This is a genomic window from Pseudomonas sp. GD03842, from assembly GCF_029841165.1.
Taxonomy (GTDB): Bacteria; Pseudomonadota; Gammaproteobacteria; order Pseudomonadales; family Pseudomonadaceae; genus Aquipseudomonas.
In genome coordinates, this window is sequence record NZ_JAOCEA010000003.1 from 307,705 (window position 1) to 326,311 (window position 18,607).

Below are 18,607 nucleotides of genomic sequence, written 5' to 3' on the forward strand. Positions count from 1 at the left end.
TGATTGCGCGGTGGTTCAGGGCTGACGAAGCACGTGCTAGCCGTAACGACCGGTTATGTAGTCTTCAGTCTGCTTTTTGGTCGGATTGGTGAACAGCGTATCGGTGTCCCCAAACTCGACTACCTTGCCCATGTGCATGAAAGCGGTGTAATCCGATACACGCGCCGCCTGCTGCATGTTGTGGGTAACGATCACAATGGTGTATCTGGATTTCAGTTCGTAGATCAGCTCTTCGACTTTTAACGTCGAGATCGGGTCGAGCGCGGAGCACGGCTCATCCAACAGCAGGACTTCAGGCTCGACGGCGATGGTGCGTGCGATCACCAGGCGTTGCTGCTGACCACCGGAAAGTCCAAGGGCCGACTCGTGGAGGCGGTCTTTGACCTCCTCCCAAAGGGCCGCGCCCTTCAACGCCCACTCGACCGCTTCATCCAAAGGGCGCTTTTTGTTGATGCCCTGAATGCGCAAGCCATAGACGACGTTTTCATAAATCGTTTTTGGAAAGGGGTTCGGCTTCTGGAACACCATGCCCACGCGACGACGCAACTCGGCAACATCTTCGCCCTTGGTGTTGATGTCACGTCCTTCCAAGCGAATTTCGCCTTGCACACGGCAACCGTCCACCAGATCGTTCATGCGGTTGAAGGTGCGCAGCAAGGTTGATTTGCCGCAGCCAGAGGGGCCGATGAACGAGGTCACGCGCCGTTTCGGAATGTTCATCCGAATATCGAAGAGTGCCTGCTTGTCGCCGTAGAACAGGTCAAGGCCGGGCACTTCCAACGCGATGTCCTCGCCGGCGAAGGCCTGTCCCTGACGCTTGCGCCCCATGGCCGATAGGTTCACGCCGTGCGTCTGTGGATCTTTCTGCATCTCTATCTCGCTTCGGTCTTTGCGGCACGTTTCAAGCCGCAAGCTGCACGTTCGGAAAAGCACGGAGCGGCGTTGAGCCTGCCGCCTGAAGTTTGTCGCTCGCCGCTGCTTCTAGCCGTCCAGCGCACGGTATTTTTCACGGAGCCGGTTGCGAAGCGTCACCGCCGACAGGTTCAGCAGGGCGATCACCAGCACCAACAACAGCGCAGTGGCATACACCAGCGGCCGCGCGGCTTCGACGTTGGGGCTCTGGAAGCCCACGTCGTAGATATGAAAGCCCAAGTGCATGATCTTTTGGTCGAGGTGCAAGTAAGGATAATGACCATCCACTGGAAGGGATGGCGCCAGCTTGACCACCCCTACCAGCATCAGCGGCGCCACTTCACCGGCGGCGCGGGCAACCGCCAGAATCAAGCCGGTCATCATGGCGGGGCTGGCCATGGGCAGCACGATTTTCCAAAGCGTTTCAGCCTGGGTTGCGCCGAGGGCCAGCGAACCTTCACGCAAGGACAAGGGAATACGGGCCAAGCCCTCTTCGGTGGCCACGATCACCACCGGCACCGCGAGCAAGGCCAAGGTCAGCGACGCCCACAGCAGGCCGGGCGTGCCGAAGGTCGGTGCCGGCAGCGCTTCAGGGAAGAACAGCCGATCCAGCGAGCCGCCGAGTACGTAGACAAAAAAGCCCAGGCCGAAGACGCCGTAGACGATGGCCGGCACGCCCGCGAGGTTGTTCACGGCGATGCGGATCAGCCGCGTCACCGGCCCTTGCCGCGCATACTCACGCAGGTAGACTGCCGCCAGCACGCCGAACGGAGTGACGACCACGGCCATGATCAACGTCATCATGACGGTCCCGAAGATCGCCGGGAAAATGCCACCCTCGGTGTTGGCCTCGCGCGGATCGTCGCTGAGGAACTCCCCCAACTTCATGAAATAGAAGCCTAGCTTCGATGTCACGCTCATCGCGTTGGGTCGATAGGCGTGAACGACTTTGCCAAGGTTGATTTCGACTTCCCTGCCGCTGGCATCCCGCGCCGTCAGGCTGTCGCGCCCGACCTCGGCGCGCAATGCGCTCAAGCGGGACTCGACCTGCTTGTAGTGCGCCTCGTATTCGGCGCGCTCGGCCGCCATGTCAGCTTGTGCTTCGGGTCCTAGCTGGCCGTCGAGCTCCAGCTTGCGCGCTCGCAGGCGCAGCCGTTCGATACCGTGGTTGATGGCACCGATGTCCGTCTTCTCGAGACTGCCGAGTTCCTCGGAAATGCGCTGTGCACGTTGAAGACGCGCCTGAAGTTGCGGCCATGCGGCGTCACCGTCGGCGACCACGTGGCCATTTTCTTTTACGTTGACCAGGTAGCCGTAGAAATTGCCCCATTCGCGCCGTTCGAGTGTCATCACGTCGGCAGGCGTGCTTTGCTCCGTCAGCCACTCCCCCACGACCCAGTTGAAATCGCTGGGATTGAGATCGCGGTTACCGACTTTGAACAAGTCTCGTGTCATGAACTCCGGGCCCTGGTCAGGCACGGGCAGCCCGGCACTCTTCAAGCGTGCGCGCGGCACCTCTTCGGTCTGCACCCACTCCCCCACCAGCTTCTGAGGTGCCTGACCCGGCACCGCATAGGTGGCGGAGAGTACGTCCGCCGGCCAAAAGTGCCCAAGCCCCCGCACGGCAATGATGGCCAGCAAACCGATCGTCATGATGACCGCGATCGATACGGCACCCGCGCTGATCCACACACCGGGGGCGCCACTTTTGAACCAGGTCTTGAGGGAGGTCTTTTTCATTTGTACCTGCCCTAGAAAGACGAATACTGCTTGCGCAAGCGCTGACGAATCAGCTCTGCCAAGGTGTTCATGACAAAGGTAAACGTCAGCAGGACCAGCGCAGCGAGGAACAACACCCGATAATGGCTGCCGCCGACTTCCGATTCCGGCATCTCCACCGCGACGTTGGCCGCTAGAGTGCGCATGCCTTCGAACAGGCTCATGTCCATGATCGGGGTGTTGCCCGTGGCCATGAGCACAATCATGGTTTCGCCCACGGCGCGGCCCATACCGATCATCAGCGCCGAAAAAATACCCGGGCTGGCGGTGAGGATCACCACCCGCATCAGCGTCTGCCAAGGTGTCGCACCCAACGCCAGCGAGCCATGGGTCAAACTGCGTGGCACGCTGAATACGGCATCTTCGGCAATCGAATAGATGTTGGGGATGACAGCAAAACCCATGGCAAGACCGACCACCAGGGCGTTGCGCTGGTCATAAGGGATGTCCAGGTAGTGCGTGATCCACGAGCGCATGTCGCCATCGAAGAACCAGTTCTCCAAGTGCGAACTCATGCTCAGTGACAACCAGCCCACCAGCAGAATGACCGGGATCAGAATCGCACTTTCCCACCCATCGGGGACACGCAGGCGAATTGAATCGGGCAAACGCGACCAGAGAAACCCCGCCACCACGATACCGATGGGCGTGAAGATCAAAAGGCTGAAGATGCCCGGCAGATGCCCTTCGATGTAGGGCGCCAGGAACAAGCCGGCGAAGAAGCCAAGGATGACCGTCGGCATGGCTTCCATCAGTTCGATTACCGGTTTGACTTTGCGACGCATGCCCGGCGCCATGAAATACGCCGTGTAGATCGCCGCCGCCACGGCCAGCGGAGCCGCGACCAGCATGGCGTAGAGCGCAGCTTTCAGCGTGCCATAGGTCAGCGGTGCGAGGCTGAGTTTGGGCTCGAAGTCACTGCTCGAAGCCGTGGATTGCCAGATGTACTTGGGCTCGTCGTAATTCTCGTACCAGACCTTGTCCCACAACGCACTCCAAGAGATTTCCGGATGTGGGTTTTTCAGGGTCAGAGGCAGCAACTTGCCGCCGTCTTCGACCAAGACGCGGTCTGCACGAGGGGACAGCGCCATGATCGCCGGGCCGCTTGCTACCGGCTCGATCAACAGCGTGCGGTGGGCAGTACTGTGAAACACGCCGAGCCCGCCAGCGGTGTCCATGGCGATAAAGCCCTTGCGACGCTGTTCAGCGACGATCTGCGCGATCGGCGCGCCGCTCATCTTGAAATCCCGGATGTGTTGCAGGCGCATTTCGCCGTCCACATCACGCGCCATGAACCACTGAGCAATGTTGCCTCTGGAATTGCCGATCATCAGCGAGATACCACCGACCAACTGGGCGCTGGCCGTGGTCTCGGCACTGGCATCCTCGAGCAGCTTGTAGCGCCCGTTGAGGGTACGGTCCTCGAGGCTGAAGACATCGGCTTGAGCGCGCCCATTGATGACATACAGCCATTGCTGACGCGCATCGATGTAGATCGCCTTGACCGTTGACGAGAGTTGCGGAAGGTCGATTCGGCTTTGACGATGGGCCACTTCACCGGTCAGGGGATTTTCGGTCTGTGTCAGCGACCGCACGTGCAGTTCGGCACCGGTCGCGCCTGCGAGCATCAGCGTGGTGTCGCTCGCGTTGAGGCTGACGTGTTCCAGCGCACGCCCCTGCGCGTCGAGCGTGATCGGGGTTTCGCCATACGGGAAGGTCACAGCCGGGGTGATGGTTTTCTTGTTCTCGGGGTAGCTGATCGGGTAACCGTGCTTGAACACGAGCACTCGGCCATCGGACAGCCCAACCGCCACCAATGCCTTGCCCGGCTGATCCTGGGCCACAGAGGTTGCGTGTACCCCGGTCGGGATCGGCAATCGCACGCGGGAAAGCTCACTGCCATCCCGGGTGTCGAAGAACAGGACCTCACCCTGGTCAGAGACTCGCATGCCGACCAGATTCTGCTCCTCGAGCGTCAGAAGCATCGCTGCGCCGGCGCCCTGTTCCCAAGCTGGGCTTTGCGCCGTCGATGCAGTCAGTGTCGCGCCCTGGAAAAGCGGCAGCACCACGTAGGCCAGATAAAAGAAGATCAACGTGATCGCCGCAAGAACGGCCAGGCCACCCAGCAAGACGTACCAGCGCGTCAGACGGTCCTTGAGCGCACGGATACGACGCCTGCGTTGCATCTGCGGCGTATTGAAATCAATACGCTCAGGTGGGGACTTCTCGATCATCGATGAATTGGCCAAATCATTCATGCGCACACCCTAGCGGCAATGTATGACAGATACATGACAGCATGGTGACGCAAACAAGCCCGTCGCCCCGGAACCGTGGCAACGGACTGCTCATATTTCGCAAGCCTCGATCCGTAAGGCCCTCTACTCCATGCAGGACGAACCTCTCGCCCTGCATCCGGGTTGTCCAGGCAGCGATGCGCGCTACCGTTTTTGTAGCCCCAGATCAGCCAGCGTCTTGTCGACAACCTTGGCTGGTAAAGGAATGTACCCGTCTTTCATGACAACTTCCTGACCTTGTCGGGACAAGACCAGTTTGACGAACTCCGCTTCCAGCGGGTTCAGCGGTAAGTTAGGGGCCTTGTTGACGTAGACATAAAGAAAGCGCGCCAGCGGATAAGTCCCATTGAGCGCATTGGCTTCGTTGTCCTCGATGTAGGTATCGCCTTGCTTGCGCGCCAGCGGTACGGTTCGCACGCTGGAGGTTTTGTACCCGATACCGGCGTAACCGATCCCGTTCAACGAGTTGCTGATCGAACTGACCACCGAGGCGGAGCCTGGCTGCTCGTTGACATTGGGTTTGAAATCGCCCTTACACAGCGCAGCCTCCTTGAAGTACCCATAGGTACCCGACACTGAGTTACGGCCAAACAGCTGAATCGACTTGCCTGCCAGGTCGCCGGTCACTCCCACGTCTGCCCACGTCTTGGCCTCGGCCTTGGCGCCGCACAGGCGCGTGGCCGAGAAGATGGCGTCCACTTGCTGCAACGTGAGGCCTTTGATGGGGTTGTCCTTGTGTACGAAGATCGCCAATGCATCCACTGCCACAGGAATGGCCGTGGGTTTGTAGCCGTATTTCTGCTCGAAGGCCGATACTTCGCCATCTTTCATTTTGCGACTCATGGGCCCGAGCGTCGCGGTTCCCTCGGTCAGCGCGGGGGGTGCAGTCGATGAGCCGGCGGCTTGAATCTGAATATTCACCGCGGGATATTCCTGCTTATAAGCTTCAGCCCACATCGTCATCAGGTTGGCCAATGTGTCGGAACCGACGCTGGACAGGTTGCCCGACACTCCGGAGGCTCTTTTATAGGAACTGATCGCGGGATCCACTGCGGCGCTCGTATGAACGGCTGCCAAACTGGCTGCAAGGAGGCTGATTGCAGCCATCATACGTTTGAGTCTCATGCCGGCTCCTGGCGAAGTTTCAGGTGGGCCCGATGGAGGGCCATGTGACCACTCTATGACCAGATTGTGACAGGCATATGAATGAGCCGTCAGGCGCGCTCGCCATCCACTCTGACCCTGCAGTCAGTCAGCGATGGCTATTCAGCGCACGTTTGCTCGACGCTTCTTACGAATGAAGCTCAATGACGACAAAAAAAGGCAAGCCCTGAACGTTTCGCTGCGGCACCCAGCACGGGGAGTAACGGGACCCGTTTCATCATCGCGGGTCACCGCCAAATGCTGGCGCGGCCTCGCGGGCAGGGGCTGCCCGCGAACCGTCGTCTTTTTACTGAATCCGCTTGCTCTTCAGCAGGTACAGCCCAATCACCATTCCCAACCCGCACAGGATCGCCACGTACCACGCGGGGCCCATGGGGTTGGCTTTGAGCATCAGCGTGACCACCATCGGCGTCAGCCCGCCGAAGATGGCGTATGCCAGGTTGTAAGAGAACGACAACCCTGAGAAACGCACGACAGGCGGAAAGGCCTTGACCATCACGAACGGCACCGCGCCGATGGTGCCGACGAACAGCCCGGTCAACGCGTAAAGCGGGTACAGCCAGTCGGGGTAGGCCCCGACGGTGTGGTAGAAGGTCCAAGACGTGACCAGCAGCCCGAGTGAGCCAAGGAGAAAGACCAGCCCCGCGCCGAAACGATCCGCCAGAGCGCCTGCGCCGATGCAGCCCAGGCTGAGCATGACGATGGCCAGGCTGTTGGCTTTCAATGTTACCGCAGGCGCGAAGCCATGCAGGGTTTGAAGGAGGGTGGGCGTCATGAGGATGACGACGACAACGCCTGCCGAGAGCAGCCAGGTCAATGCCATCGAAAGTACGACCGCGCCGCGATGATCACGCAGCACGGCTTTGAGTGGGACTTCTTCAGCCAGTTGCTTGCGCAATTGCAGTTCGGCGAACACCGGCGTCTCGTGGAGCCAGCGGCGCAGGTAAACCGACATCAGACCAAACACGCCACCGAGAAGGAAAGGAATGCGCCAGGCGTAGTCCGAAACCTCAGCAGGCGTGTACAGGCTATTGATCCAAGTGGCTACCAACGAGCCGAGCAGAATGCCGGCCGTCAAACCGGACGTCAGGGTGCCACAGGCGTAACCGACGTTACGTGAAGGAACGTGCTCGGAAACGAATACCCACGCCCCGGGCACTTCGCCACCAATCGCCGCGCCCTGAATGACGCGCATCAGCAACAGCAGCATCGGCGCCCAGATGCCAATTTGAGCGTACGTCGGCAGCAGGCCCATGATGAGCGTAGGGAGCGCCATCAGAAAGATGCTCAGAGTGAACATTTTCTTGCGGCCAAGCAGGTCGCCAAAGTGGGCCATGACGATCCCACCTAACGGACGGGCCAGATAGCCGGCTGCAAAAATGCCAAACGTTTGCATCAAACGCAGCCATTCCGGCATGTCCACAGGAAAAAACAGCTTGCCGACGACGGCGGCGAAGAAGACGAAAATGATGAAGTCGTAAAACTCCAGCGCGCCGCCCAAGGCGGAAAGCGACAGCGTTTTATAATCGTTGCGAGTCAGCGGGCGCGACGGCGCGACACTGGAAGACACAGAGGACATGACAATGGCTTCTCTTTTGAGGCTCTCTTGGGCGAATGATCAACAGTCAGGCAGCCGCGGATAACAGCTGTGCACGCTATTTATCGTCTCGAAGAGGTAATCGGGCATCAAAATTGCGTGCCAATGTCGGCGCAGTACGCCAAATCGGTTCGGCACGATAGCAAATTGCGCGCTGATGCACATGGATTGCAACGCACACCGGGCAAAATGGGCACCCAGCGGTCGTTTCGTGAAACATCGATCGATATACTGGCCAGCCGCGACTCAGTCGGTCTTTGAAGGAAATTGTGCGAAGCCATTTAACCAAGTCGTCTTCGCAGAGTTTCCCTGACAATGAATTGAAGACTTGGGTTCTTTACGAACCCGGCGCGTTATGGGTCCGAGGCCCCTCGACAATGAATGAACTTGAACAAGAAGATCCTATTCCGCAGGGCGATCTGGCGCTGCAAATCACTGCACTTCCGCGTGAAACCAATGGCTTTGGCGATATCTATGGCGGCTGGCTCGTCGCGCAGATGGACCTGGCAGGCACGGCCATGGCCAGCAAGGTGGCGGGTGGCCGGGTCGCCACAGTTGCCATCGACCGCATGGCCTTTCTGGTGCCAGTGGCCGTAGGGGCGCAGTTGTCGTTCTACACCCAGACCCTCGAAATCGGCCGTAGCTCGATTCAGATGATGGTCGAGGTCTGGAGCGACGACCCATTGTCCAGTGAGTGGCGCAAAGTGACCGAGGCGGTCTTCGTCTTCGTGGCCATCGACGGCAGCGGTCGTACCCGATCGGTCCCGGCCCGGCGCTGACCTACAAACGGGAACGGAACCGTCGCACTTGGCAGCACGCAGTAAACTCATCAAGCTTGGCACAGTCTGATTCAGTCACTGTCCTTTGAGTGAGTATTCCTCTATGCCTACGCCAGAAGTCGAATCCATCCAGCTCGGCGAGCTCAACTGCTGGCGTATTCGCCACGGCCAGGCCGAATTGGTGGTGGCCCAACAGGGCGCGCACATCGTCAGCTATCAGGTCGACGGCGACGAACCGCTGATCTGGTCCAACCCGAACGCGGTGTACAAGCACGGCAAGGCGATTCGCGGCGGCATGCCCATCTGCTGGCCATGGTTCGGCAACTTCCAGCGCAACCCGCAGAGCGTCCAGGCGATGCGACGCAGCAGCGAGCCTGCGAACGCCCATGGTGAAGTCCGTGCGATTGACTGGGAACTGATGGGCATGGGTGAAGACGGCGAGGCCCTGATCATCGAATTCATCCAGCCCAAAGCCGAGGGTCATCTACCGGGCTGGCCACACGTGGTCGGCGTGAAGCTGCAGATTCGCATGGATATCGCCCTGAACGTCAGTCTGGCCAGCTTCAACGCAGGCGACCATGACGTCACGCTGAGCCAGGCACTGCACACCTACTTTGCCGTCAGCGACGTGCATCAGATCAGCATTCAGGGTCTGGATGGCGTCAGCTACCTCAACACGCTGGAAAGCTGGGAAAAGCAGAATGTCCAAGCGGGTGACATCAGGTTCACTGGCGAAACGGACCGTATCTATCAAGACACACCCGCCCGGGTATCGATCATCGACCCCGCCTGGAAACGTCGTATCGAAATCCAGACTCAGGGTTCTAAGTCGTCGGTGGTCTGGAATCCCTGGGTCGAGAAGACGAAAACCTTCAGCGACATGGGCGCCGATGATTGGACGGGCATGGTCTGTGTCGAAACCGCGAATGTCATGACCGACGTGGTGACACTCAAGCCGGGCAACATGCATGTGATGGGTGTGAGCCTGTGGGCCGAGCCCCTGACTGACGATTGATAGCGAGTTTGCGACGCTCTGTGGGCGTGAGCCTTTCACCCCCACAGCCGCGTGGATCCTGACCGTGTTCCTGACTGAACGGGTGTTCTACAGGTCGGCCTCGGTCACCACCCGCACCTTCGACGCATCCAGCGCATAGGCCGCATCGGCCAAATCGTTGCTGACCTTCTCGATTTTCAATGTGCCAACGACCCAAAGCGGCGTGTAGATGTCCTCGATCTTCAAGCCTTTCGGATAGCGCACCAGCACCAACTGATTGGGCGGGGGTGGGGGCACGTGGATGCAGGCGCCCGGATATGGGACGAGGAAAAACAGGGTGCTGTGCCCCTTCGCGTCGGCCTCCAACGGCACTGGATAGCCGCCCAGCCGGATGGTTTTACCATCCATCGCAGCCACGGTCTTGGTTGAATACATCACGGCGGGCAAGCCTTTGCTCTGCTTCAATCCCCCCTTGCTGTTGAACGTGCCTTGGGCTTCGGGCGAGTTGTGATCGATCTCAGGCATGGCTTCGAGAGCTTTTTGATCCGACTTGGGCATCAGTTCGAGCCAGTCGGTTTCAGGGAGCTCGGCCGCGTGGGCCAGTCCGCAAACCAGCAGGAAGGAGAGGAGGAGAAGACGACGCATTGATGTGCTCGGCAGGGGAAAGATGCCGCGCATTCTAGCCCCCCGCGCGCCGATCGCGCAGAGGGCCGGAACGGATTTCATCTCTTTTTGATCAGGCCGTAAATCACCAGCAGGACAATCGCGCCGACCAGCGCGCCAAGGAAGCCTGCGCCTTCGCCCGCCTGATAGATCCCCAGTGCCTGACCACCATAGGTTGCCACCAGAGAACCGGCGATACCCAGAATGATGGTCATGATCCAGCCCATCCTGTCGTCGCCCGGCTTCAGAAAGCGCGCCAGCAGCCCCACGATCAAGCCGATGAAAATGGTTCCGATGATGCCCATGCCATGTCCCTCTGTTCAGTGAATAAGCCAAAGCCTAGACGGCAATTGGCAACACGCTATCTGAGGGGTGTGGGAGATGAATGGTTCAACACGATTCCACACACGAACCTGTAGGACCGCACTTATCCCCCGACTGCGGTGTAGCTGTACCCCTTGCGGGGACTGACACACTGCAGTCGCGGGCAAGTGCGCTCCTACAGGCGGCTCGCGGGGTGATCAGTTTTTGATCAGCGCTTCGACAAGCTTCACCTGACGATCCAGCGTCGCACGGTCCTGGCTGCGCACGGTGGCATGCCCTACCTTGCGACCGGCCTTGAACGCCTTTCCGTAGTGGTGCAAATGGCAGTCATCGACCGCGATGACGCTTTGCACTGCAGGCACTTCACCAATGAAGTTGATCATCGCGCTCTCTCCCACTTTGGCCGTCGAACCCAATGGCAGACCGGCCACAGCCCGCAGGTGGTTTTCGAACTGACTGCACTCGGAGCCTTCAATGGTCCAATGGCCGGAGTTGTGGACGCGCGGCGCGATTTCGTTGGCTTTCAGGCCACCGTCGACTTCAAAGAACTCGAAGGCCAGTACGCCGACGTAATCCAGTTGATTGAGCACGCGACCGGCATAATCTTCGGCCAGCGCCTGCAACGGGTGATCGGTGCTGGCGATCGACAGGCGCAAGATGCCACTGTCGTGGGTGTTGTGCACCAGCGGGTAAAAGCGGGTTTCGCCATCACGGGCGCGCACGGCGATGAGCGAGACCTCACCGGTGAACGGCACGAAACCTTCCAGCAGGCACGGCACGCTGCCCAGTTCGGCAAAGGTGCCGACCACATCCTCGGGCGTGCGCAGGACCTTCTGGCCCTTGCCGTCATAGCCCAAGGTCCGGGTTTTGAGGACCGCAGGCAGGCCGAGAGCGGCGACGGCATTGTCCAGATCTACCTGAGACTGAATATCGGCGAACGCAGGCGTTGGAATGCCCAGGTCCTTGAACATGCTCTTTTCGAACCAGCGGTCGCGAGCGATGCGCAGCGCTTCAGCGCTCGGGTAAACGGGCACGAACTGCGAGAGAAAGGCCACGGTTTCGGCAGGAACGCTTTCGAATTCGAAGGTCACCAGATCCACTTCGTCAGCCAGCTGGCGCAGGTGGTCCTGATCGCCGTAATCGGCACGCAGGTGCTCGCCGAGAGCGGCTGCACAGGCATCCGGCGCCGGGTCGAGAAACGCGAAGTCCATTCCCAGCGGTGTACCCGCCAAGGCCAACATGCGGCCTAACTGGCCGCCACCGATTACGCCGATTTTCATGAAAACCTCAGGCCTCGCGTGGGTCTGGATTGTCCAGAACGCTGTCTGTCTGCTCAGTGCGGAATTTTTTCAGCACTGCATGGAATTGCGGGTGCTTGGCGCCCAGGATGCTGGCGGACAGCAACGCGGCGTTGATCGCCCCTGCCTTGCCAATCGCCAGCGTCGCAACCGGGATGCCCGCAGGCATCTGCACAATGGACAACAGGGAGTCCACGCCCGAAAGCATCGAGGACTGAACCGGAACGCCCAATACCGGCAAGTGGGTCTTGGCCGCGCACATGCCCGGCAAGTGCGCAGCGCCGCCGGCACCCGCGATGATCACCTCGATGCCACGGGCCTCGGCCTCTTCGGCGTACTGGAACAGCAGATCCGGCGTGCGGTGAGCCGAAACCACTTTGACTTCGTACGGAATGCCGAGCTTTTCCAGCATGTCGGCGGTGTGGCTAAGGGTGGACCAATCGGACTTGGAGCCCATGATCACGCCAACCAGTGCGCTCATCGTCGTGCCTCTTCATCGGGCGCCCGTAGGCGCGTCTAAAAACAACAAGCCACGCGGGAGGACCGGCGTGGCTTGTTGTACGAATGCTGACCAGTGCAACCGGCCAAAGGCCGCGCAGTATACCGCAATGAAACGGGTTTGAAAGATGGCCGGCGACCACCCGTCAACTGCACGGCCCGTTTGCCATTTCCAGCTCAGGTTGTGGAAAAAACCGACCGGCTCTTAGGCATTGGCTGACCGACACCGCCTTTGGCAGATGTTGAGCTTAAGACGCTTCAACCCCAACCCTTCTCAAGGACGAGAACCTACTATGCAGAATTTCATCGCAACCCTCACCGCAACCCTGCTCGTCTGGGCCTCGGCCCATATGGCTGTGGCAGCCGAAAACCATGACGAACCGGAAAAGCTGCCGATCGTCTTGACGCTGTTCCTGCACGACGAACTGACGGACCAGGCGCTCAAGGCACTCAATAACGAGTATCTGGACTGGTTCACTGACGATCTGGAATACATCACCGGCAGGAAGGTCGACATCGTTACGGTTGCTCGCAAGCCCGGCTATACGGACTTCGACTATCGCCTGGGCGATGCGGACAAGTCGATTCAGGAGTGGGATCAACGTGTCATCGATTATGTCGTCTCTGAGCAGAAGCCTCGTGACAAGCGCCACAAATACCTGCTCATCACCCGTGACAAGCTGACACTCTTCACGCAAGGCATCGCAAGATTTGGCGGACGCTCCGCCATCGCGTCGATGACAGCCTATCGCACCATTGCGCATGAAGTCGGACATACGCTCGGCGCCTCACACAGCGACGGCGAATTCCTCGCCACCGCAGCCCCAGCACCCTGCATCACCAACATGTTCATCGAGGACGTATTCTTCCTCAAAAACTGCTACCGGTACGGTGACCGTTCCGCACAGGCCATCAGAAACTACCTGCGCGAAACCCCATGATGCTCGGTTCGGGTGTCCTGATCATTGAACCGTTTCGCTGGTCAGGGCCGCCGTTTCCAACTTGCGCCACAGCAACCGCACGTTGGCCTTGCGTACCAATGCACAGCGGTACAAGCGAATCTCCAGCGGTACATGCCATTGCGGCCCCCCACAGACCACCAACTCGCCCCGCTCCAGTTCGGCAGCGATGGAAAGTCGCGGCACCCATGCGATGCCTAAGCCTTGAAGTGCCATGCCCTTTAGGCTGTCGGCCATGGCCGTTTCGTAAACGGTGGTGAAGCGCAGCGCCCGCTGACGCAACAGCAAGTTCACCGAACGCCCGAGAAATGCGCCCGCGCTGTACGCCAGCAGCGGGACGCTCTGGTCGCCTTCCAGGTCGAACAGGGGCTTGCCGTCGGCATCCGCCGAGCAAACGGGGAGCATTTCGGTCATGCCCAGGTGCAGCGAAGGGAAGATTTCGGCGTCCATTTGCAGCGCCGCGTCCGGATCGTAAAACGCCAGCATCAGGTCACAGCCTCCTTCGCGCAAGGCATGCACCGCGTCGCCCACGTTAGTGGCGACCAGCCGCGTGGCGATGTTCAAGCCCTCGTTGCGCAACTGGGCGATCCAACGAGGGAAAAAACTCAACGCCAGCGAGTGCGCGGCGGCAATCTGCATCACCTCCCCCTGCCCACTTTCCAGATGATGCAGATGGCGCAACACCTCCCCGAGTTGATCGACCACCGTCCGTGCCGTGACCAGGAAGAGTTGCCCCGCTGCCGTCAGCTCGATGGGCGTGCGGGAGCGGTTGACCAGCGTCAGGCCGAGGGCGGCTTCCAGGCTGCGAATTCTTCGGCTGAACGCCGGTTGCGTAACGAACCGGCGCTCCGCCGCCTGCGAAAAGCTCCGGGTCGCTGCCAACGCACTGAAGTCTTCCAGCCATTTGCTTTCAAGGTTCATGGTCATCTCCAGAGCACGACGACGCGGGAGCATGTCCAGCGTCGGCGGATAAGCCATCCGGGGCAGAAATAGGTTCGGTACATGCCTGACGCACGCGCTTCATGCCTCACGCGTCACATCAGCATTATGCCGTTTGTGCATAGGCTAGCGCGCAACAGCATTGGTTCGCAATCGCTCACAGGCCTAGTATTCAAGGCGTTCCGGCTTAGTCCGTGTCTCTCCTGAGAGTTTCTCTATCATGTCCTGCGCTGCATCGTTCCGCATCGAAAAAGACCTGCTTGGCACCCTCGAAGTCCCTGCCGATGCTTATTTCGGCATCCAGACCCTGCGCGCAGTGAACAACTTCCACTTGTCGGGCGTACCGCTCTCGCACTACCCGAAACTGGTGGTCGGCCTGGCAATGGTCAAGCAGGCAGCTGCGGATGCGAACCACCGTCTGGGCCACTTGAGCGACGAGAAACACGCCGCGATCAGCGAAGCCTGCGCTCGCATCATCCGCGGGGATTTTCACGATCAGTTCGTGGTGGACATGATCCAGGGTGGCGCGGGCACGTCCACCAACATGAATGCCAACGAAGTGATCGCCAACATCGCCCTCGAAGCGATGGGCCGAGCCAAGGGCGAATACAAATACCTGCACCCAAACAACGACGTAAACATGGCGCAGTCGACCAACGACGCTTACCCGACCGCCATTCGCCTGGGTCTGCTGCTGGGCCACGATGCCTTGCTCGCCAGCCTCGACAGCCTGATTCAGGCATTCGCCGCCAAAGGGCAGGAGTTCGCCCATGTGCTGAAAATGGGCCGCACCCAGCTGCAAGACGCCGTACCGATGACCTTGGGTCAGGAATTCCGTGCCTTCGCGACTACCCTGACCGAGGACCTCAACCGCCTGCGCAGCCTGGCACCCGAGTTGCTGACCGAAGTGAACCTGGGCGGTACCGCCATCGGCACCGGCATCAACGCCGACCCTGGCTATCAGCACCTGGCGGTCGAGCGCCTGGCGATCATCAGCGGCCAGCCGCTGGTGCCGGCGGCGGACCTGATCGAAGCGACCTCCGACATGGGTGCGTTCGTGCTGTTCTCCGGGATGCTCAAGCGCACTGCGGTCAAGCTGTCGAAGATCTGTAACGACTTGCGCCTGCTGTCCAGCGGGCCACGCACCGGCATCAACGAGATCAACCTGCCAGCGCGCCAACCGGGCAGCTCGATCATGCCGGGCAAGGTCAACCCGGTGATTCCCGAAGCGGTGAACATGTGCGCCTTCGAAATCATGGGCAACGACCTGGCGCTGACTGTGGCGGCCGAAGGTGGCCAGTTGCAGTTGAACGTGATGGAACCGTTGATCGCTTACAAAATCTTCGACTCCATCCGCCTGTTGCAACGCGCCATGGACATGCTGCGCGAACATTGCATCGTCGGCATCACGGCCAATGAGCAACGGTGCCGTGAACTGGTCGAACACTCGATCGGGCTGGTCACCGCACTGAACCCTTACATCGGTTACGAGAACGCGACCCGTATCGCCCGCGTCGCGCTGGAAACAGGCCGCGGAGTGCTCGAACTGGTGCGCGAAGAAGGCCTGCTGGACGAGGCAATGCTTGCCGACATTCTGCGCCCCGAGAACATGATTGCTCCGCGACTCGTGCCACTGAAGGCTTGATCGCGAGGTGACCGCAATGTCTGCAACACGATCACCAGGCTGAGGGTCTAGACACCCCTCACCCTTTTGAGGGCCGGAAGAACATGCTTCCAGGCCCTTTTTTTTACCTGCCGATTTTTCGGACCAGCACCACCAGACAGCCATACGCCGGGGTAGACCGTCCGTCCCCCGCCGAACGAAATGGGTTCAAAAGCAGAAACGTTTTACAGACTCCAATAACGCGCATCGGTATAGTGCGCCCCCTCTAAAAAAGCGAGGAAACATCAATGCTTGAAGTCATCAACGACTTCCTTTCGGGAAAACTGCTGATCGTGCTCATTGTCGGGCTCGGTGGATATTTCACGATTCGCTCGCGTTTCGTTCAATTACGTCATTTTGCGCACATGTTCGCGGTTTTTAGGGAAAGCTTGCGTAGCAGCTCAGGCCAATTGAGTTCCTTTCAGGCACTGATGCTGAGCCTCGCCGGACGCGTGGGCGCGGGCAATATCGCGGGTGTGGGTATCGCCGTGACCCTCGGCGGACCTGGCGCGGTGTTCTGGATGTGGGTGACCGCCCTCGTCGGCATGGCCAGCAGCTTTTTCGAGTGCGCGCTCGGTCAGCTCTACAAACGTTGCGATTCCGAAGGCCAGTATCGAGGCGGCCCGTCGTTCTACATCCAGCACGGCCTGGGCAAGCGCTGGCTCGGAATGGTCATGGCGGTCCTGCTGCTGGTGACCTTCGGCTTTGCATTCAACGGCCTGCAATCCCACGCGGTGACGCATTCGCTGAACAGTGCATTTGGAGTTTCGCCCGGTTACGCGGGTATCGCACTGGCCGTGTTGCTGGGCCTGGTGTTCATCGGCGGCATCAAACGAATCGCCGCGGTTGCTGACCTGCTGGTACCTGTCAAGACGCTGGTTTACATCGGTGTGACGCTGTACGTGATCGGCGTGCAGTTCGAACACGTCCCACACATGCTGATGACCATCGTCAAAAGTGCATTCGGTATGGATGAGGTGTTCGGCGGCCTGGTGGGCAGCGCTATCGTCATGGGCGTGAAACGTGGCGTGTTCGCCAACGAGGCGGGCCTCGGCAGCGCCCCGAACGTCGCTGCGGTGGCAGAGGTTCAGCACCCGGTGGCGCAAGGCGTGGTTCAGGCGTTCAGCGTTTTCCTCGACACCTTCGTCATCTGCACCTGCACCGCGTTGCTCATTCTGCTTTCCGGTTTCTACACACCGGGCTTCGAAGGCGACGGTATCGCGTTGACGCAAAACTCGCTGGCAGCCGTCGTGGGCGACTGGGGCAAGTTGTTCATCAGCGTTGCCCTGGCCCTGTTCGTGTTCACCTCGATTCTCTACAACTACTACCTGGGCGAAAACAGCCTGCGCTTCCTGGTTGGAGAGAGCAAAAAGGCTCTGATCAGCTATCGCGCATTGGTGTTGGCATTGATTCTGTGGGGCGCGGTGGAAGACCTCGGTACCGTGTTCGCCTTTGCCGACATCACCATGACCCTGCTGGCGTTCGTGAACCTGATCGCGTTGGCAATGCTGTTCAAGATCGGTTTGCGTATCCTGAACGACTACGATGCGCAGCGTAAGGCCGGCGTCAAAACGCCCGTGTTCGACTCCAGCCAGTTCCCGGATCTCGACCTGGACCTGAACGCCTGGCCCAAGCCTGGTCATCAGAAGCCTGCTGGCCAATCCGCGTCGGCCACTGGCGAAGCCGCCGCCAACGCACGCTAATCATCTGAAGTCAGCCCAGGGAGACATCCATGAATCGCGAAAACGCCACACCGGCCCGGCACGTGATGGTGCTCTACACCGGTGGCACCATCGGGATGCAAGCCAGCGAGAACGGCTTGGCGCCCGCCTCCGGTTTCGAAGCAAGGATGGCTGAACAACTGGCCGCCTTGTCCGGCGAAGTGTTCGCGCAATGGCAGTTTCACGAGATGTCCCCTTTGATCGACAGCGCCAACATGACGCCCGCCTACTGGCAGCGTCTGCATGAAGCGGTGGTCGATGCCGTCGATGCCAAAGGCTGCGACGCGGTGCTGGTGCTGCACGGCACCGATACCCTGGCCTACAGCGCGGCGGCTATGAGCTTCCAACTGCTCGGCTTGAATGCGCCAGTGGTATTCACCGGCTCGATGCTGCCCGCCGGCGTACCGCAGAGCGATGCCTGGGAGAACGTCACCGGCGCTCTGCAGGCGCTGGGGGACGGGCTACCTCACGGCGTGCATCTGTATTTTCACGGCGCCCTCATGCAACCGACGCGTTGCGCGAAAATCCGCAGTTTCGGCCGTCATCCTTTTGCCGCGCTGAACCGCTCCCGCGGCGGTCAACCGGTCGGCTTACTGCCCGGAGCGCTGGACTATCGCAACAGGAAAAAACTGGCCAACGTGGCGGTACTGCCGCTGTTTCCCGGTATCGGCGCCGCGCAACTGGATGGAATGCTCGACAGTGGCATTCAGGGGCTCGTCCTCGAATGTTTCGGCAGCGGCACAGGCCCCAGCGATGACCCTGCCTTCCTCGACAGCCTTCAACGCGCCCATCGGCAAGGCATCTGCGTGATTGCGATCACCCAGTGCCATGAGGGCGGCGTCGAACTGGACGTTTACGAGGCAGGCAGCCGCCTGCGAAGCGTGGGCGTGCTGTCCGGCGGTGGCATGACCCGTGAGGCGGCGCTCGGCAAACTGCATGCACTGCTGGGTTCCGATCTGCCTGCACAGGAGGTGAGGCGGTTGGTCGAACTGGATATGTGTGGGGAGTTGCTGTAACCCT

At 60.0% G+C, this 18,607-nt stretch carries 16 protein-coding genes; 6 read left to right on the forward strand and 10 right to left on the reverse strand.

Features of this window, described 5'->3' with window-relative positions; genetic code table 11:
• Nucleotides 1–36: 36 nt before the first annotated feature.
• From pstB to N5D61_RS06425, 5 genes are all read right to left on the reverse strand, one after another.
• Nucleotides 37–870 (reverse strand): phosphate ABC transporter ATP-binding protein PstB, encoded by an 834-nt coding sequence (gene pstB / locus N5D61_RS06405; protein WP_279891476.1) that lies wholly within the window; start codon nucleotides 868–870, stop codon nucleotides 37–39.
• 111 nt (nucleotides 871–981) lie between these two features.
• Nucleotides 982–2,652, reverse strand: coding sequence for a phosphate ABC transporter permease PstA (pstA, locus tag N5D61_RS06410; RefSeq protein ID WP_279891477.1), 1,671 nt, complete (start codon nucleotides 2,650–2,652; stop codon nucleotides 982–984).
• A gap of 11 nt (nucleotides 2,653–2,663) precedes the next feature.
• On the reverse strand, nucleotides 2,664–4,949 hold the full coding sequence (locus N5D61_RS06415; RefSeq protein WP_279891478.1) for an ABC transporter permease subunit: 2,286 nt from the start codon (nucleotides 4,947–4,949) through the stop codon (nucleotides 2,664–2,666).
• Nucleotides 4,950–5,132: 183 nt separating this feature from the next.
• Nucleotides 5,133–6,113, reverse strand: coding sequence for a phosphate ABC transporter substrate-binding protein PstS family protein (locus tag N5D61_RS06420; RefSeq protein ID WP_108236229.1), 981 nt, complete (start codon nucleotides 6,111–6,113; stop codon nucleotides 5,133–5,135).
• Nucleotides 6,114–6,438: 325 nt separating this feature from the next.
• Complete coding sequence (locus N5D61_RS06425; RefSeq protein ID WP_108236230.1) at nucleotides 6,439–7,731, reverse strand: MFS transporter; 1,293 nt, start codon at nucleotides 7,729–7,731, stop codon at nucleotides 6,439–6,441.
• Between the two features lie 395 nt (nucleotides 7,732–8,126).
• Here N5D61_RS06425 and N5D61_RS06430 point away from each other — a divergent pair, with 395 nt between their 5' ends.
• On the forward strand, nucleotides 8,127–8,528 hold the full coding sequence (locus tag N5D61_RS06430; RefSeq protein ID WP_108236231.1) for an acyl-CoA thioesterase: 402 nt from the start codon (nucleotides 8,127–8,129) through the stop codon (nucleotides 8,526–8,528).
• A 103-nt stretch (nucleotides 8,529–8,631) separates the two neighbouring features.
• Complete coding sequence (locus N5D61_RS06435) at nucleotides 8,632–9,543, forward strand: D-hexose-6-phosphate mutarotase (RefSeq protein WP_279891479.1); 912 nt, start codon at nucleotides 8,632–8,634, stop codon at nucleotides 9,541–9,543.
• Nucleotides 9,544–9,630: 87 nt separating this feature from the next.
• Here N5D61_RS06435 and N5D61_RS06440 read toward each other — a convergent pair whose 3' ends face one another.
• The 4 genes from N5D61_RS06440 to purE form a co-directional block, all read right to left on the reverse strand.
• Nucleotides 9,631–10,167, reverse strand: coding sequence for a DUF3299 domain-containing protein (locus N5D61_RS06440; RefSeq protein ID WP_279891623.1), 537 nt, complete (start codon nucleotides 10,165–10,167; stop codon nucleotides 9,631–9,633).
• A gap of 77 nt (nucleotides 10,168–10,244) precedes the next feature.
• Nucleotides 10,245–10,490 carry a GlsB/YeaQ/YmgE family stress response membrane protein gene (locus N5D61_RS06445; RefSeq protein ID WP_279891480.1) on the reverse strand — a complete coding sequence of 82 codons (246 nt, stop codon included), beginning with the start codon at nucleotides 10,488–10,490 and terminating at the stop codon, nucleotides 10,245–10,247.
• Nucleotides 10,491–10,706: 216 nt separating this feature from the next.
• Nucleotides 10,707–11,789, reverse strand: coding sequence for a 5-(carboxyamino)imidazole ribonucleotide synthase (locus N5D61_RS06450; protein WP_279891481.1), 1,083 nt, complete (start codon nucleotides 11,787–11,789; stop codon nucleotides 10,707–10,709).
• 7 nt (nucleotides 11,790–11,796) lie between these two features.
• Nucleotides 11,797–12,288, reverse strand: coding sequence for a 5-(carboxyamino)imidazole ribonucleotide mutase (purE, locus tag N5D61_RS06455; protein ID WP_108236235.1), 492 nt, complete (start codon nucleotides 12,286–12,288; stop codon nucleotides 11,797–11,799).
• Between the two features lie 310 nt (nucleotides 12,289–12,598).
• Between purE and N5D61_RS06460 the strand changes: the two genes are divergently transcribed.
• On the forward strand, nucleotides 12,599–13,246 hold the full coding sequence (locus N5D61_RS06460) for a reprolysin-like metallopeptidase (RefSeq protein ID WP_279891482.1): 648 nt from the start codon (nucleotides 12,599–12,601) through the stop codon (nucleotides 13,244–13,246).
• A gap of 21 nt (nucleotides 13,247–13,267) precedes the next feature.
• On the opposite strand, the gene N5D61_RS06465 is transcribed toward N5D61_RS06460, so the two are convergent.
• Nucleotides 13,268–14,185 (reverse strand): LysR substrate-binding domain-containing protein, encoded by a 918-nt coding sequence (locus N5D61_RS06465; RefSeq protein ID WP_108236237.1) that lies wholly within the window; start codon nucleotides 14,183–14,185, stop codon nucleotides 13,268–13,270.
• Between the two features lie 238 nt (nucleotides 14,186–14,423).
• On the opposite strand from N5D61_RS06465, the gene N5D61_RS06470 reads away from it, so the two are divergent.
• From N5D61_RS06470 to N5D61_RS06480, 3 genes are all read left to right on the forward strand, one after another.
• A complete protein-coding gene (locus N5D61_RS06470; RefSeq protein WP_108236238.1) occupies nucleotides 14,424–15,848 on the forward strand; it encodes an aspartate ammonia-lyase in 1,425 nt (474 codons plus the stop codon).
• Nucleotides 15,849–16,114: 266 nt separating this feature from the next.
• Nucleotides 16,115–17,569 carry an alanine/glycine:cation symporter family protein gene (locus tag N5D61_RS06475; RefSeq protein WP_279891483.1) on the forward strand — a complete coding sequence of 485 codons (1,455 nt, stop codon included), beginning with the start codon at nucleotides 16,115–16,117 and terminating at the stop codon, nucleotides 17,567–17,569.
• A 29-nt stretch (nucleotides 17,570–17,598) separates the two neighbouring features.
• The gene (locus N5D61_RS06480; RefSeq protein ID WP_279891484.1) at nucleotides 17,599–18,603 is read left to right on the forward strand and encodes an asparaginase; all 1,005 of its coding nucleotides are present in this window, start codon (nucleotides 17,599–17,601) and stop codon (nucleotides 18,601–18,603) included.
• The last annotated feature ends 4 nt before the right edge of the window (nucleotides 18,604–18,607 follow it).